Source organism: Streptomyces sp. NPDC054883, from assembly GCF_053610645.1.
In genome coordinates this window covers 451,299-466,898 of record NZ_JBSGYT010000001.1, presented here as the reverse complement: position 1 = coordinate 466,898, position 15,600 = coordinate 451,299, and the positions used below count along the sequence as shown (strand labels likewise).

Genomic DNA, 15,600 nt, shown 5'->3' with positions numbered 1-15,600 from the left:
GTCGCGGACGCGCCGAAGGCTGCCGTCCCCGCAGAGGCACTCCCCTTCGCCGCATTCGACGGCGCACGAAGCTGACCCTTCCCGGAACGTCCGGCGGACCCCACAGGGGGAGGGTCGGTCCGCTCCAGGGGTCCCGTATCCAGCTCGCGACACACGGGAAGACATCATGGCCAAGACGGCCTTCGTGCGCACCAAGCCGCACCTCAACATCGGCACCATGGGACACGTCGACCACGGCAAGACGACCCTGACCGCCGCCATCACCAAGGTGCTCGCCGAGCGCGGCGGAGCCTCCTTCGTCCCCTTCGACCGCATCGACCGGGCCCCCGAGGAGGCCCGGCGCGGGATCACCATCAACCTCACGCACGTCGAGTACGAGACCGACACCCGCCACTACGCCCACGTCGACATGCCCGGCCACGCCGACTACATCAAGAACATGGTGACCGGCGCGGCCCAGCTCGACGGCGCGATCCTCGTCGTCTCCGCGCTCGACGGGGTCATGCCGCAGACCGCCGAGCACGTCCTGCTCGCCCGCCAAGTCGGCGTCAACCACATCGTGGTGGCCCTCAACAAGGCCGACGCCGGGGACCCCGAGCTGACCGACCTGGTCGAGCTGGAGGTCCGCGACCTGCTCAACGCGCACGGCTACGGCGGCGACGGTGCGCCCGTCGTACGGGTCTCCGGGCTCGGGGCGCTGGACGGCGACCCGCGCTGGACCGCCGCCGTCGAGGCGCTGCTGGACGCGGTGGACACGTACGTGCCGATGCCCGTGCGGTACACGGACGCGCCGTTCCTGCTGCCGGTGGAGAACGTACTGACCATCACCGGACGCGGGACGGTCGTCACCGGCGCCGTCGAGCGCGGCAGCGTACGCACGGGCGACCGGGTGAGCGTGCTCGGCGGCGACGGCGAGCCGGTCGAGACGGTGGTCACCGGCCTGGAGACCTTCGGCAAGCCGATGGAGTGCGCCGAGGCCGGGGACAACGTCGCGCTGCTGCTGCGCGGCGTGCCGCGCGACGGGGTGCGCCGCGGGCACGTGGTCGCGGCGCCGGGCAGCGTCGTGCCCAGCCGCCGCTTCACCGCCCAGGTGTACGTGCTCGCCGCCCGGGAGGGCGGCCGGACGACGCCGGTGGCCTCCGGGTACCGGCCCCAGTTCTACATCCGTACCGCCGACGTCGTCGGGGACGTGGACCTGGGCGCGGTGGCGGTGGCCCGGCCGGGGGAGACGGTCACCATGACCGTCGAACTGGGCCGTGACGTCCCCCTGGAGGCCGGCCTCGGGTTCGCGATCCGCGAGGGCGGCCGCACGGTCGGCGCGGGGACCGTCGCCTCGGTCGGTTAGCCGGATCCGCACCCGGTGTGGTGGCGGTGGTGGGTCTGCGTCAGACTGCCGTCACCACAAGGGTGCGATGCGACGAGGGGCGGGCGGCGATGGGCGGCAAGACGGCACTGGTGCTCGGCGGCGGCGGACTCACCGGGATCGGCTGGGAGACCGGGATCCTGTGCGGGCTGGCCGCGGCGGGCACCGACCTGACCACCGCCGACCTCGTCGTCGGCACCTCGGCCGGTTCGGTCGTCGGCGCCCAGCTCACCTCCGGGCTGCTCACGCCGAGGGAGCTCTACGAGCGCCAGCTCGGCGACGCGGCCGGTGAGGTCGCGGCGAGACTGGGAGCCGCCATCTTCGCGCGGTACGCCGTCACGATGCTGCGCTCCCGGGACGCCGCGGCCTACCGGCGGCGGGTCGGCGCCTTCGCGCTCGCCGCCGACACCGGGCCCGAGGCGGTACGGCGCGAGGTGCTCAAGGCCCGGCTCGTCTCGTCCGAATGGCCCGAGCGGCGGCTGGTCGTGACCGCCGTCGACGCGCTGACCGGTGCCCTGACGGCCTTCGACCGGGAGAGCGGGGCCGGGCTGCTGGACGCGGTCTCGGCGAGCTGCGCGGTGCCCGGGGTGTGGCCGCCGGTGACCGTGGACGGCCGGCGGTACATCGACGGCGGCGTCCGCTCGGCGACCAACGCCGACCTGGCCGCCGACTACGAGCGGGTGGTGATCGTCGCGCCGATGGCGCTCGGATCGAAGCTGATCCCCTCGCCCGCGGCGCAGGCCGAGCGGCTGCGGAAGGCGGGGGCGAAGGTGCTGCTGATCACCCCCTCCGCCGAGGCCCGCAAGACCTTCGGGCGCAACGTCCTGGACCCCGCGCGGCGGGACCCCGCCGCCCGGGCCGGGCTGGCCCAGGCGGCGGCGCACGCGGCGGAGGCGGCGCGCGTCTGGGCGGCCTGACAATGGTGGGGTGAACGACGAGCAGATCCCGGTGATCCGGGACGTGGGCCAGGGCGCCGCCAAGCTGATGCCGGACGTGGACCGGGAGCGGGCCTGGCTGCTCACCGTCGACGGGGCGCCGCAGTCGTACGTCGACCTCGACGAGCCGGAACACCTCGAGTTCGAGTACGCACGCCGCCTCGCCCACGTAATGGACTGCGCGGCGGAGCCGGGGGAGCCGCTGGACCTGATCCACCTGGGCGGGGGCGCGCTGACCCTTCCCCGGTACGCCGCCGCCACCCGGCCCGGCTCCCGGCAGCAGGTGGTGGAGTTCGACGCGGGCCTGGTGGAACTGGTGGCCGAGCACCTGCCGTGGGGGGAGGGCTCCGGGATCACGGTGCACGCCGCCGATGCGCGGGCCTGGCTGGAGGGCGCGCCGGGCGCGAGCGCCGATGTGGTGGTCGCCGACGTCTTCGGGGGCTCCCGGGTCCCGGCGCAGCTGACCTCGCTGGAGTACGCGCGGGAGGCGGCGCGGGTGCTGAGGCCAGGCGGGCTGTACGTGGCGAACCTGGCCGACGGCGCGCCCTTCGCCTTCCTGCGGGGGCAGTTGGCGAACTTCGGGGCCGTCTTCACGGAGCTGGCGCTGATCGCCGAGCCGGGGGTGCTGCGCGGGCGCAGGTTCGGCAACGCGGTGCTCGTCGCCTCGGACCGGGAGGTCCCGGTGGCCGCCCTGGCCCGGCGCTGCGCGGCCGACGCGTTCCCGGCCCGGGTGGAGGCGGGCGCGGCCCTCGCCCGGCTCGTACGGGGCGCGGTCCCGGTGCCGGACGCCCGGGCCGCGGCGTCGCCGGAGCCCCCGGCGGGGGCGTTCGGCGTGGGCTAGTGCTGTGCACCAGCCAGGGGGTGTCCGGGCCGGGCCCGGCCTCATACGGCGGCGGGCTCGGGTTCCGGTTCCGGCGCTGGTTCAGGGGTCCGAGCCGGGGCCGGGCGCCGGGTGAGGCGGCGGACGTCCGGCGCGGCGAGGACCGGGGCGGTGGCCAGGACCACGAGGGCCGCGCAGCCCCACAGGGCCTGCGTGCGCCCGAAGGCCGTCTCGACCGGCCCGGCCAGGGCCGTGGCCAGCGGGAGCATCGACACGGAGCCGAACCAGTCGTAGGCCGAGACCCGGGAGAACTTCTCCTCCGGTATCTCCTGGTGCAGGGCCGTCATCCAGTTCACGCCGAACACCTCGATGGACACGCCGGTGACCAGCATCACCGCGCACAGTCCCCAGGCCGGCAGCGGCACGGCCAGCGCCGCCGACGGCAGGGCCAGCGGGAACACGCACAGCGTGCCGGCCAGCAGCAGCCGGCGCGGCTTCCAGACGGCCATCAGCAGCGCCCCGCCGATCGTGCCCAGGCCGAAGAAGGCCAGGGCCGCGCCCCAGGGGGCGGGCCCGCCCAGCCGGTCCCGGGCGACCAGGGGTCCGTACACCGCCTCCGCCGCGCCCACGACGGCGACGACCACGGAGAACTGCAGCACGATCCCCCACAGCCAGGAGCGGCTCCGGAACTCGTCCCAGCCCTCGCGCAGGTCGGCCAGCAGACCCCCGCCGGGGGCCCGCCCGGCGATCTGGCCGACCCGCAGGAACGCCCGTAGCGCACCCGCGACGGCGAAGGCCGCGGCGTCCACCGCCAGGACCCAGCCCGGGCCGATCGCGGCGATCAGGGCCCCGCCCAGCGCCGCGCCGCCGATGCCCGCGCCGTTCATCGCCATCCGGAACAGGGCGAAGGCGCGGTTGGCGTGTTCGCCCGAGACGCTCGACAGCAGCATTCCCTCGGCGGCCGGGTTGAAGAACGCGGTACCCGTGCCGCAGAGCGCCGTGAGCAGCATCATCTGCCACAGCCGCGGGTCACCGGCCAGGACGAGGGCGGCGAAGGCGGCCTGCGAAAGGCAGTTGAGGGCGTTGGCCGCGACCATCACCCGGTGCCGCGGCAGCCGGTCGGCCACCGCGCCGCCGATCAGCAGGAAGAGGACGAGCGGCAGGGTGCGGGCCGCCGCCACCAGGCCGACGTCTCCCGCGGTCCCGCCGGAGTCGAGGACGGCGAACGCGGCGGCGATGAGCGCCCCGTGGCTGCCGAGGTTGGTGACGACGGCGGCGCCCGTCAGCAGGGTGTAGTTGCGGCCGGCCCATGCGGGCCGGCGGCGGAAGGGAGCGCGGGACGGGGCGGCGGGGGGAGGACTCACCCCGGGACTATCGCCCGGCCCGGGCCGAGAAGCCAAACGGATTGTCGGCCCGGGGAGCGGTGCACCGCAGATCAGCTGCCGGTCAGGCGGACCGAGCTCATGATCTTCTCGTACGTCTCCTTGGAGACCTCACCGGGGACGCCCGCGACCGCGTACAGCACCCAGACGGCGAAGTCCCCGTTGGCGAGCTTGTACGCGAAGGCGATGCTCTTGCCGTCGGAGGAGCACTTGTTCTTCTTCGGCAGGCCGGTGGCGGTCGCGGTGGAGAAGCTGCCCTTGAGGCCGGAGAGGGTCGTGAAGTCCTTCGAGTCCGCGGACTTGACCGTCTCCTTCGGGTTCGGCGAATCCTGGGCGTAGGCGGCGTACACCCAGTTTTCGGCCGCGATGCGCGCGGCCTCGGCGGTGTCCTTGGCGCCCTGGGCGCCCTTGGCGCCGGTCCCGGCCAGCTCGGTGGTCTCCTCCTTGCCGTCCTTGTTGGAGTCGATCTTGCACCAGTCCTGCTTGTAGAAGGCCGGTGCCGTCATCATGACGAGCGCGGAGCCGTCGCCCTTCTTCGAGTCCTCGAAGCCGCTGCTCAGGCCCGAGCTGGCGACGGTCCAGTCCGCCGGCACGTCGAATGCGGTGCCGTGCAACGGGTTGATGACGACCTTCCAGCCCGGGATCACCGGCTTGACCTCCCCGCCGGCGCGCGGGTTCCCGGTCGGGGCGGGCGGCGCGGCCGAACCGGTGGCGGGAGGCGAGGAGGAGGCGGCGACCGGCTTGTCGTCGGCCTGGTTGGTGGTCTTCTTGTCCCGGGTGAGGACGAACGTCCCGGTGACGGCCGCGGTCACGATCACCGCGGCGGCGGCGACGATGGCCACCGTCTTGGTGGAGTACGGGCTCCTGGCGCGCCCCGGCTGCTGCTGCGCCTGCGGGGGCGGACCCCACGGCTGAACCGGCGGGGGCGTCTGGTATCCCGCCTGCGGGTATCCGTAACCGGGCTGCGGCTCACCGAATCCCGGTTGCGGCTGCTGCTGGTACGGGTTCGGCTGTCCCGCCTGCTGCTGGTACGGGTTCTGTTGCGCGTCCCGGGGGTCGGGCTGTCCCCCGGGCGGCTGCTGCTGTCCTGGCCACATGGCCGGTAACGATAGTGGGAGGGACCGGCGGCAGCCACGGCCGCCCCCTCGTCCGGTCTGGTCAACCGGTCTTACTCGTGGGTAACATCGCCTGCCATGAGCGCAGAACAGATGAACGTGGGCGAACTGCTCGCCGCGACCGTGCCGATGGCCCGCACCCTGAACCTCCAGTTCCTGGAGACGACCCCCGAGCGCGCCGTCGTCCGGCTGCCCGACCAGCCCGACTTCCACAACCACGTCGGCGGTCCGCACGCGGGCGCGATGTTCACCCTCGCCGAGTCCGCGAGCGGCGCCATCGTCCTCGCCGCGTTCGGGGACCAGCTCTCGCGCGCCGTGCCGCTCGCCGTCAAGGCCGAGATCGGCTACAAGAAGCTCGCCAAGGGCGTCGTGACCGCCACCGCCACCCTCGGCCGCCCGGCCGCCGAGGTGGTCGCGGAACTCGACGCGGGCGGCCGCCCCGAGTTCCCCGTCACCATCGCCATCCAGCGCGAGGACGAGGCCGTGACCGGTGAAATGACGGTCGTCTGGACGCTGCGGCCCAACGCGTAGTCGCGTCGTCGGCGCCGCCGGGCTGAACCCGCGGCCCCCGGTCGGCGCGCCCGCGGGCGGCGCCGGCGGTGGGCCCGGCCGGGATCGGGGTCGCCCCGCCCTCCATCCCACTGCCCGCGTGCTGCCGCCCCCGCGCGGCGGGCTGCGCGTGGAGTCAACCGTCCGTGACACCTGCCGCCACGAGGGAGCCGATAGGCTGCCTGTTCGGCGTGTCACAGGGGGCGCGCCGGGGACGACTCTGGAGGACGTACCGGTGCACATCCAGGAATGGCTGGAGACGATCCCGGCGGTCAGCGTCTATCTCCTGGTGGGGCTGGTCATCGGGCTGGAGAGCCTGGGCATCCCGCTGCCCGGTGAGATCATCCTGGTCAGCGCGGCCCTGCTCGCCTCGCAGCAGGGGCACATCGACCCGGTGGTGCTGGGGCTGTGCGCCATCGCGGGCGCCATCGTCGGCGACTCCATCGGGTACGCGATCGGGCGCCGGGGCGGCAAACCGCTGCTGGAGCGGCTGGGCCGGCGCTTCCCCAAGCACTTCGGACCGCGCCACGTGGCGCTGGCGGAACGCTCCTTCGAGAAGTGGGGCATGTGGGCCGTCTTCTTCGGACGGTTCGTGGCCCTGCTGAGGATCTTCGCCGGACCCCTGGCGGGCGTGCTGCGCATGCCGTACTGGAAGTTCCTGATCGCCAACGTGCTCGGCGGGATCCTCTGGGCGGGCGGCACGACCGCCGTCATCTACACCGTCGGCATCGTCGCCGAGCCGTGGCTGAAGCGGTTCTCGTGGCTGGCGCTGGTCGCGGCCCTGCTGATCGGGCTCGCGGTGACCCTCGTACTGCGCTTGCGCATGCGCAAGGCCGCCGCCGCGGCGCACCTGGACGAGGACGAACCCGCGGCCCCGGCGCCGGCGTCGGTCTCCGACTGAGACCGGCACCGGAGCCGGATACCCCCTAGCCCTGCGGGCCCACCGCCGCGCGGTGCTGCTCGGCCAGCCCGGTGTACATCAGGGCGTTGACCCGGATGCCCTCGCGCTCCTCCTCCGTCAGCTCCCGCCGCACCTTGGCGGGAACCCCCGCGACCAGCGAGCCCGGCGGGACCACCATGCCCTGCGGGATCAGCGCCTGCGCCGCCACCAGCGAACCGGCGCCGATCACCGCGCCGTTCAGCACCGTCGCGCCCATCCCGATCAGGCAGTCGTCCTCGACGGTGCAGCCGTGCACGACGGCGTTGTGGCCGATGGAGACGCGCTCCCCGATGGTGACCGGGAACCCGGGGTCCACGTGGAGGGTGCAGTTGTCCTGCACGTTGCTGTCCGCGCCCAGGGTGATCGGCCCGCAGTCGGCGCGCAGCACCGCCGAGTACCAGATGCTGGAGCCGGCGCCGAGCGTGACGTCTCCGACCACCACGGAAGTCGGGGCGGTGAAGGCCGACGGGTCGATGACCGGCTGCTTCCCGCCCACGCCGGCCACGAGTGCCCGGTCCGCCTGCTGTGTCATGTTCTCTTCCCTCGGTTCTCTGTTCTCCACCGGTGCCGCGCTCACAGCACGGTAGGACACCGGCGTGCGACCGCCGCGGATGGGGTGAAGATCACGGCGCGGTGGCGGCGCGCGGCACGCTACGGTGGCCCGGTGCCGAAGAACCAGAACACGTTCTCATCCCTGCGCCGACGCATGGCCAACCGCGCCGTCCAGGGCGGGTGGCGCTGGATGCAACGGGCCGGCGCCGTGACCGCCGAGACGCCCGGACGACTGCGCTTCGGCGCCATCGGCCACGGCACCCGGCTCGCCTTCCCGCAGGGCACGGTCTTCGGCGAGCAGTGGATCCGGCTCGGCGAACACTGCATCATCGCCGAGCAGGTCACCCTGACGGCCGGGATGATGCCCGATCTCGACCTGGGCCCGGACCCGGTCCTCGTGCTCGGCAACGGGGTGGTCCTCGGCCGCGGCAGCCACGTCATAGCCGACACCCGGATCAGCATCGGGGACGACACCTTCTGCGGACCGGGCGTGTACATCACCTCCACCAACCACAGCTACGACGACCCGCACGAGCCCGTCGGCAGGCAGTGGCCCCGCAGCGCCCCGGTGGAGATCGGCCCCGGCTGCTGGCTGGGCACCGGGGCGGTGATCCTGCCCGGGGCGCGGCTGGGCCGCAACGTCGTCGTCGCGGCCGGCGCCGTCGTACGGGGCGAGGTGCCGGACCACGCGGTGGTGGCGGGGGCCCCGGCGCGCATCGTGCGCAGGTGGGAGCCGGAGACGGGCTGGCAGCCGCCGTTGCGCACCCCCGCGCCGGTCCCGATCGCCGAGGGCATCACGCCGGAACAGCTGCGCGGGCTGGCGGCCCTGGCGGAGGCGGAAGCCGGGCAGCTCAGCCCCGGGGTGGGCTGAGCCCGGGGCCGAGCGGCACGTCTAACCGGCCGCGAGCAGGACGGTGCCCGCGAGGGCGAGGCCCGCTCCGGCGGCCTGCACCGTACGCAGGCGCTCCTTGAGGACGGCGAAGGCGGCGAGCGCGGTGACAACGGGGTAGAGCGAGGAGAGCACGGCGGCCACCGTGACGGGGCCGCTCTGGGCGGCCACCGAGTACGTGCCGTTGGCCGCGACGTCCGCGAGGCCCACGAAGGCCAGCGCCGGCAGGAGCTGCCACAGGAGCCGCGGCCCGCTGCCCTGCGGCAGGGCGGACGTACCCCGCCGCAGCTGCACCCACAGGGCCGTACCGCCCGCGGCCACGTTGGTCACGCGCTGCACGAAAAGGGCCAGGAAGAGCCCCGTGACGGTGTGCGAGGCCTCCGCGATCAGGGCCATCACCGCCCCGAAGCCGAAGGCTGCGAGCAGGGTGAGCAGGACGGCCCGGCGCTGCACCGGCGCTCCGCGCAGTTCCGGGCCGCCGGCGAGGACGATGCCGATGACGGCCACCGCGGTCCCGGCGAACTGGCCGGGGCCGGGCCGCTCGCCCAGCGCCAGCCCGGCTCCGACGGGGACGATCACGCCGAGCGAGCCGAGCGGGGAGACCACGCCCATCGGGCCGAGGGCCAGCGCCTTGTAGAAGCTGAGCATCGCAACCGGTCCGACGAGCCCGGCGGCGACCGCGAACCACAGCTGCGGTCCGGCCTCCCGCCAGGCGCCGGTGGCCAGGACCACCGAGCCGAGTACGACGACGGCGACGACCTGGGAGACCACCACCACCGTCAGCGCCGGTATGCGGCGCGTCAGCAGCCCGCCGCCGAAATCGGCGAGTCCCCACAGCAGGGCTGTCGCCAGGGCGAAGAGGACGGTCATGGGGAGACCTCGCAGTACAGTGTCTTGAACGGTGGAGTGCAGCGTCGAGTACATCACACCGTAGTTCAGTCTGTTGGACCGTGTCATTCAAAATATTGGACGCTGAGAGTGGGGGAACGGTGTCGGACCTGGAACAGCTCACGCAAGCGCTCGGGCGCAATCTCAGGCGCTGGCGCGGTGAGCGCGGGTTCACCCTCGAAGCGCTGGCGGCGCGGGCCGGCGTGAGCCGCGGCATGATCATCCAGATCGAGCAGGCCCGGACCAACCCCAGCGTCGGCACCACGGTCAAACTGGCCGACGCCCTCGGCGTCAGCATCACCACCCTGCTGGACCGCGACCGCGGCCCGCGGGTGCACCTGGTGCCGCCCGGTCAGGGGGTCCGGATGTGGTCCACGGCCGGGGGCAGCGGCGCCACCATGCTGCTCGGCGACGACCGGCGCGGCCCGCTGGAGGTGTGGGCGTACCGGCTGGAGCCGGGCGAGGGCACGGCGTCGGACCCCCACCCGGCCGGCACCCTGGAGATGCTGCACGTCACGGCCGGACGGCTCACCCTGACCGTCGACGGCGAACCGTACGAGGTGCCGCAGGGCGGGGCGGTCTCCTTCGAGGCGAACGTCCCGCACGAGTACCGCAACGACGGCCCGGAACCGATGGAGATGACCATGGCGGTCTCCATCCCGCCGGTCAGCGGCCACGAGCCGCCGCCGCCCACGCAGCACTGACGGGCGTCGCTACAGGACGGGGATCTCGATCGCGGGGCAACGGTCCATGACCATCAGCAGACCCGCCTCCCGGGTCCGCTCGCAGGCGGCCTCGTCGATCACCCCGAGCTGGAACCAGACGGCACGGGCGCCGATCGTCACCGCCTCGTCGGCGACGGCGCCGGCGAGGGAGCTGTTGACGAAGACGTCGACCACGTCCACCTCGAACGGGATGTCCGCCAGGGACGCGTACCCGGGCTCCCCGTGGACCGTCTCCGCCTTGGGGTGTACGGGTACCACCCGCTTCCCGAACCGCTGCAGCACGCGCGCCACCCCGTAGGCCGCCCGGCGCTCGTTGTTCGAAAGGCCCACCACGGCCCAGGTGTCACCGACTTCGGTGAGGATCCTGCGGATGGTCTCCTGCTCGCCGTTCACACGCACCGCCTCCTGCCGCCCGCCGGACCGGCTCCTGCCGCCCCGCACCGGGGATCAACCGAAAGGACACCTGTCCGATTCCCCGTAGGGTGGAGCGGTGAAGGCAGACCAGTACGTGACGGTGGCCCGGGCGGGCGTGCACGAGTGCGAGATCAACCGCTCGCGGTTCCTGTGCTCGCTCGCGCCCGCCGCGACGGAGCAGGAGGCGCAGGAGTTCATCGCGCGCGTCCGCAAGGAGCACGCCGCCGCCACGCACAACTGCTTCGCCTACGTGATCGGCGCCGACGCCTCGGTGCAGAAGGCCAGCGACGACGGCGAGCCCGGCGGCACCGCCGGGGTGCCGATGCTGCAGATGCTCACCCGGCGCGACGTCCGGTACGCGGTCGCCGTCGTCACCCGGTACTACGGCGGCGTCAAGCTCGGAGCCGGCGGGCTGATCCGGGCCTACGGCGGGGTCGTCGGCGAAGCGCTCGACGCGCTCGGCACCGTCACCCGGCGCCGCTACCGGCTGGCCACCGTCACCGTCGACCACCAGCGGGCCGGCAAGACCCAGAACGACCTGCGCGCCACCGGCCGGACCGTCGTCGACCTGCGCTACGGCTCCGCCGTGGAGATCGAGATCGCGCTCCCGGAAGCCGACCTCCCCGCGTTCGGAGCCTGGCTGGCCGACAGCACCGCGGGCAGCGCCACCCTCACCCTGGGCGGGGAGACGTACGCACCCTGAGCCCGCGGCACCCCGGGCTCGCCGGAGCGGCCGTGGCGGCCCCGGCGACGGGTTAGCGTAGTGGGGGCAGTGGGCCGGAGGACGACCAGGGGGACGGGCATGCGCGGCGAGGCCGGCGAGTGAAGTTTCTGCACACCTCCGACTGGCACCTCGGACGGTCCTTCCACCGCGTCAACATGCTCGGAGCCCAGGCCGCCTTCATCGACCACCTCGTCGCGACCGTCGAGGAGCACCGGGTCGACGCCGTCCTCGTTGCCGGGGACGTCTACGACCGGGCCGTGCCCCCGCTGCCCGCCGTCGAGCTGTACGACCGGGCCCTGCACCGGCTCGCCGCGCTCGGCGTGCCCACGGTGATGATCTCCGGGAACCACGACTCCGCCCGCCGGCTGGGGGTTGGGGCCGGGTTGATCGAGGGGTCCGGGATATTCCTCAGGACCGATCCGGCCGGCTGCTCGGACCCCGTGGTGCTGGCCGACGTACACGGTGATGTGGCGGTGTACGGGCTGCCCTATCTGGAGCCGGCCCTGGTGAAGGAGGTCCTGGGGGCGCCGAAGGTCAGCCACGAGGCGGTGCTCGGCGCCGCCATGGACCGGGTGCGCGCCGACCTCGCGGGCCGGGCCCCCGGGACCCGCTCCATCGTCCTCGCCCATGCCTTCGTCACCGGCGGGCAGGCCAGCGACAGCGAGCGCGACATCACCGTCGGCGGGGTCGAAGCCGTGCCCGCAGGCGTCTTCGACGGGGTCGACTACGCCGCCCTCGGCCACCTCCACGGCTGCCAGCAGATCAACGAACGGGTCCGCTACTCGGGTTCCCCGCTCGCCTACTCCTTCTCCGAGGCCGGCCACCGCAAGACGATGTGGCTGATCGAGCTCGGTGAAGCCGGGGAACTCGTCACCGCCGAGCGGATCGACACGCCCGTCCCGCGCGCCCTCGGCCGGCTCCGCGGCCGACTGGAGGAGCTGCTGGACGATCCGGCCCTCGACGCCCATGAGGACCGCTGGATCGAAGCCACCCTCACCGACCCCGTCCGGCCCGAGGACCCCATGAGCCGCCTCGCCGCCCGCTTCCCGCACGTCCTCAGCCTCGCCTTCGACCCCGAGGGCCGGCAGGAGGACGGCGCGGCCTCCTACGCCCAGCGCCTGCGGGGCCGCACCGACCAGGAGATCGCCGAGGACTTCGTCGCGCACGTCCGCGGGGGCGGCCGGGCCGACGACGCCGAACGGGCCGTGCTGCGGGGCGCCTTCGACGACGTCCGCACCGAGGCCGCGCGTCAGGAGACCCTGCAATGAGGCTGCACCGGCTCAAGGTCACCGCCTTCGGGCCGTTCGCCGAGCCCCAGGAGATCGACTTCGACGCCCTCTCCGGCGCCGGGATCTTCCTGCTCCACGGACCCACCGGCGCGGGCAAGACCTCCGTCCTCGACGCCGTCTGCTTCGCGCTCTACGGGGCGGTGCCCGGCTCCCGACTCCCCCACCTCACCAGCCTGCGCAGTGACCACGCCGGCCCCGACACCGCGACCGAGGTCACCCTCGAACTCACCGCGGGCGGCCGCCGCCTGGAGATCACCCGGAGGCCCGAGCAGGACCGGCCCAAGAAACGCGGCAGCGGCACCACGAAGGACCGCGCCCAGAGCCGGCTGCGCGAACGCCTCGACGGCACCTGGCAGGGACTCAGCCGCTCCCACCAGGAGATCGGCGAGGAGATCGAGCAGCTGCTCGGCATGAGCCGCGAACAGTTCTGCCAGGTGGTGCTGTTGCCGCAGGGCGAGTTCGCCCAGTTCCTGCGGGCCGGCGCCGAGGCTCGCGGCCGGCTCCTGGGGCGGCTCTTCGACACCCGCCGATTCGCCGCGGTCGAAACCCTGCTCGCCGAGCGGCGCCGGACGGCCGAGGCCAAGGTGCGCGCGGGCGACGAGAAGGTGCTCGGCGTCGCCCAGCGCCTCGCCCAGGCCGCCGGGGACAGCGCCGACCTGCGGGCCTGGCCGCTGCCCCGGCACCAGCCGGGCGACCCCGGACTGGCCGAGGCCGTCCGCGCCTGGGCGGCGATCGCCCGCTGCGCCGCCCGCGAGCGGCTCATCGTCGCGGAGTACGCGCTGGCCGCCGTGGAGAGCCGGTACGCGGCCGCCCGGCGGGCCGCCGAGGAGGCGCGGGAACTCGACCGGTTGCAGCGCCGGCACGCCGAGACCGCCCGCCGGGCCGCGCTGCTGGAAGCCGCCGCCCCCGAACGGGAGCGGGTGCGCGCCCTGCTCGACCGGGCCCGCCGCGGCGCGCTCGTGGCCCCCGCCCTGGAACTGCGCGGGGCCGCGGCCGCCGCGCACCTGACCGCCGCCCACGCGCAGACGCTCGCCCTGGCCGAACTCCCGCCGTCCCTCGCCGAAGCCGGAGCCGAGCAGCTCGCCGCCTTCGAGCAGCGGCTGCGGGAGGAACTCGGCGCTGTCGGAGCGGCCCAGCGGGCCGAGCAGCGCAGCGCCGGGATCGGCCGCGAGCGGGCCACTCTGGAGCGGGAGTCCCGGGACGACGAAGAGCAGCGTCAGGAGTCCGCCGAGTGGCTCGCCCGCTGGGAGGGCACCCGCGCCGAGCTGGCCGGCCGGGTGGACGCGGCCCAGCAGGCCGCCACCCTCGCCGAGCAGCTCGCGGCCCGGCTGGAGCCGGCCCGGCTGCACCTGAACGCCGCCCGGCGGCGCGACGCCCTCGCCGCCGACGCCGAGGTAGCCGACGCCGCGCTGCTGCGGCTGCGCGAAGAGTCCGCCGCCGCCCGGGAGAGCTGGCTGGAGCTGAAGGAGACCCGGCTGCGCGGGATCGCCGCCGAACTCGCCGGAGCCCTGGTGGCCGGCCGGCCCTGCGCGGTGTGCGGCTCGGCGGAGCACCCGCTGCCCGCGCGTCCGGCCGCCGGGCACGTCGACCGGGCCGCCGAAGACGCCGCCCACGCCCGCTTCGAGCAGGCCGAGGAGCGCAGGGGCGCCGCCGAGCGGAAGCTGGCCGCCGTCCGGGAGGCCGAGGCCGAAGCCGCAGCCGCCGCCGGGGACGCCACCACCGCCGAACTCCTCGAACTCACCTCCGACCTGAGCGCCCGGCACGCCGCCGCCCACGCGGACGCGGCCGGGCTGCACACCGCCCGCGAGCGGCTGGCCCGCGCCGAGCGCGAGTACGCCGCGCGCAGCGCCGACCGGCTCGACGCCGAACGCCGGGCCGCCGCCAGGGCCTCGCGGCGGGAGGCCCTGGAGCGGGAACAGGCCGCGCTGGAGGCCGAGCTGGCCCTCGTACGGGGCGACGCGCCCAGTGTCGCGGCCCGCGCCCGGGTCCTGGAGGACCGGGTCCGCATCGTCACCGCGGCCGCCGCCGCGCTGCGCCGCGCCGACGCCACCGCCGCGCGGCTCAAGGAGGCCGACGACCAGCTGGCCGACGCCGCGTTCAAGGCCGGGTTCGACACCACCGGGGCCGCCGCCGACGCCGTACTGCCGGAGTACGAACGCACCGCGCTCCAGCACCGCTTGGACGCCTGGCAAGCCGAGGAAGCCATGCTGGCGGACCGGCGCGCCGAGCAGGACACGGCGGCGGCCGCCGCGCTGCCGGCCGCCGATCCGCAGGGTGCCGAGGAGTACGCGGCCGCTGCGGCGGCGAAACTGAGGGCGGCCGGCTCGGCCGTCGACGCCGCCCGGCTGAGCTGCGCCGAACTGGACCGGCTCTCGCGGCTGGCGGAGCAGGAGCTGCGCGCCCTGGGCCCGTTGCGCGAGGAGTACGAACGGGTGGCCCGGATGGCCGGGCTCACGGCGGGCACCTCCGCCGACAACGAGCGCAAGATGCGGCTGGAGTCGTACGTACTGGCGGCGCGCCTGGAGCAGGTCGCGGCCGCGGCGACGGTGCGGCTGCTGCGGATGTCCGGCGGCCGCTACACCCTCGTCCACTCCGACGCGCGGGCGAGCGGGCGGGGCCGCTCCGGCCTCGGGCTGCACGTCGTGGACGCCTGGACGGGCAGCGAGCGGGACACCGCCACCCTGTCCGGCGGCGAGACCTTCTTCGCCTCGCTGGCCCTGGCGCTGGGACTGGCCGACGTGGTGACCGACGAGGCGGGCGGCATGCGCCTCGACACGCTCTTCATCGACGAGGGTTTCGGCAGCCTCGACGACCAGGCCCTGGACGAGGTGCTCGACGTACTGGACTCGCTGCGCGAACGGGACCGCAGCGTCGGCATCGTGAGCCACGTCGCCGACCTGCGGACGCGGGTCCAGGCCCAGTTGGAGATCGTCAAGCAGCGCGGGGGATCGGTGGTGCGCCACCGGATGGCGGGCGCGGCGGGCTGAACCGCAGGCGCATCACGGTGCGAAGTGG

General features: G+C 74.5%; 15 protein-coding genes. 10 read left to right on the top strand and 5 right to left on the bottom strand.

Features of this window, described 5'->3' with window-relative positions; translation table 11 throughout:
* Positions 1-166 precede the first annotated feature (166 nt).
* From tuf to ACWGH1_RS02225, 3 genes are all read left to right on the top strand, one after another.
* A complete protein-coding gene (gene tuf, locus ACWGH1_RS02235; RefSeq protein ID WP_453357440.1) occupies positions 167-1,345 on the top strand; it encodes an elongation factor Tu in 1,179 nt (392 codons plus the stop codon).
* A gap of 89 nt (positions 1,346-1,434) precedes the next feature.
* The gene (locus tag ACWGH1_RS02230) at positions 1,435-2,280 is read left to right on the top strand and encodes a patatin-like phospholipase family protein (RefSeq protein WP_453408348.1); all 846 of its coding nucleotides are present in this window, start codon (positions 1,435-1,437) and stop codon (positions 2,278-2,280) included.
* A gap of 67 nt (positions 2,281-2,347) precedes the next feature.
* The gene (locus tag ACWGH1_RS02225) at positions 2,348-3,139 is read left to right on the top strand and encodes a spermidine synthase (protein WP_453357059.1); all 792 of its coding nucleotides are present in this window, start codon (positions 2,348-2,350) and stop codon (positions 3,137-3,139) included.
* A 41-nt stretch (positions 3,140-3,180) separates the two neighbouring features.
* Here ACWGH1_RS02225 and ACWGH1_RS02220 read toward each other — a convergent pair whose 3' ends face one another.
* Positions 3,181-4,482, bottom strand: a complete 1,302-nt coding sequence (locus tag ACWGH1_RS02220) for an MFS transporter (protein ID WP_453408347.1) — start codon at positions 4,480-4,482, stop codon at positions 3,181-3,183.
* A 71-nt stretch (positions 4,483-4,553) separates the two neighbouring features.
* Complete coding sequence (locus ACWGH1_RS02215) at positions 4,554-5,597, bottom strand: hypothetical protein (protein WP_453408346.1); 1,044 nt, start codon at positions 5,595-5,597, stop codon at positions 4,554-4,556.
* A 96-nt stretch (positions 5,598-5,693) separates the two neighbouring features.
* On the opposite strand from ACWGH1_RS02215, the gene ACWGH1_RS02210 reads away from it, so the two are divergent.
* On the top strand, positions 5,694-6,146 hold the full coding sequence (locus ACWGH1_RS02210; RefSeq protein WP_366080101.1) for a DUF4442 domain-containing protein: 453 nt from the start codon (positions 5,694-5,696) through the stop codon (positions 6,144-6,146).
* 253 nt (positions 6,147-6,399) lie between these two features.
* Positions 6,400-7,065, top strand: a complete 666-nt coding sequence (locus tag ACWGH1_RS02205) for a DedA family protein (protein WP_453354125.1) — start codon at positions 6,400-6,402, stop codon at positions 7,063-7,065.
* A gap of 25 nt (positions 7,066-7,090) precedes the next feature.
* Here the strand turns inward: ACWGH1_RS02205 and ACWGH1_RS02200 are convergent, their stop codons facing one another.
* The gene (locus tag ACWGH1_RS02200; RefSeq protein WP_453354124.1) at positions 7,091-7,636 is read right to left on the bottom strand and encodes a gamma carbonic anhydrase family protein; all 546 of its coding nucleotides are present in this window, start codon (positions 7,634-7,636) and stop codon (positions 7,091-7,093) included.
* A 132-nt stretch (positions 7,637-7,768) separates the two neighbouring features.
* Here ACWGH1_RS02200 and ACWGH1_RS02195 point away from each other — a divergent pair, with 132 nt between their 5' ends.
* On the top strand, positions 7,769-8,527 hold the full coding sequence (locus ACWGH1_RS02195; protein ID WP_453354123.1) for an acyltransferase: 759 nt from the start codon (positions 7,769-7,771) through the stop codon (positions 8,525-8,527).
* Positions 8,528-8,548: 21 nt separating this feature from the next.
* Here ACWGH1_RS02195 and ACWGH1_RS02190 read toward each other — a convergent pair whose 3' ends face one another.
* Positions 8,549-9,415, bottom strand: a complete 867-nt coding sequence (locus tag ACWGH1_RS02190) for an EamA family transporter (RefSeq protein ID WP_453354122.1) — start codon at positions 9,413-9,415, stop codon at positions 8,549-8,551.
* A gap of 119 nt (positions 9,416-9,534) precedes the next feature.
* Here ACWGH1_RS02190 and ACWGH1_RS02185 point away from each other — a divergent pair, with 119 nt between their 5' ends.
* On the top strand, positions 9,535-10,137 hold the full coding sequence (locus ACWGH1_RS02185) for an XRE family transcriptional regulator (RefSeq protein WP_453354121.1): 603 nt from the start codon (positions 9,535-9,537) through the stop codon (positions 10,135-10,137).
* 9 nt (positions 10,138-10,146) lie between these two features.
* Here ACWGH1_RS02185 and ACWGH1_RS02180 read toward each other — a convergent pair whose 3' ends face one another.
* The gene (locus tag ACWGH1_RS02180) at positions 10,147-10,551 is read right to left on the bottom strand and encodes a CoA-binding protein (protein WP_453354120.1); all 405 of its coding nucleotides are present in this window, start codon (positions 10,549-10,551) and stop codon (positions 10,147-10,149) included.
* 97 nt (positions 10,552-10,648) lie between these two features.
* On the opposite strand from ACWGH1_RS02180, the gene ACWGH1_RS02175 reads away from it, so the two are divergent.
* The 3 genes from ACWGH1_RS02175 (at position 10,649) to ACWGH1_RS02165 (ending at position 15,572) form a co-directional block, all read left to right on the top strand.
* Positions 10,649-11,275: a YigZ family protein gene (locus ACWGH1_RS02175; protein WP_453354119.1), complete on the top strand. Its 627-nt coding sequence runs from the start codon at positions 10,649-10,651 to the stop codon at positions 11,273-11,275.
* A 119-nt stretch (positions 11,276-11,394) separates the two neighbouring features.
* The gene (locus ACWGH1_RS02170) at positions 11,395-12,564 is read left to right on the top strand and encodes an exonuclease SbcCD subunit D (protein ID WP_453354118.1); all 1,170 of its coding nucleotides are present in this window, start codon (positions 11,395-11,397) and stop codon (positions 12,562-12,564) included.
* Positions 12,561-15,572, top strand: a complete 3,012-nt coding sequence (locus ACWGH1_RS02165; protein WP_453408345.1) for an AAA family ATPase — start codon at positions 12,561-12,563, stop codon at positions 15,570-15,572. Before ACWGH1_RS02170 ends, ACWGH1_RS02165 begins: the two co-directional genes overlap by 4 nt.
* Positions 15,573-15,600 lie beyond the last annotated feature (28 nt).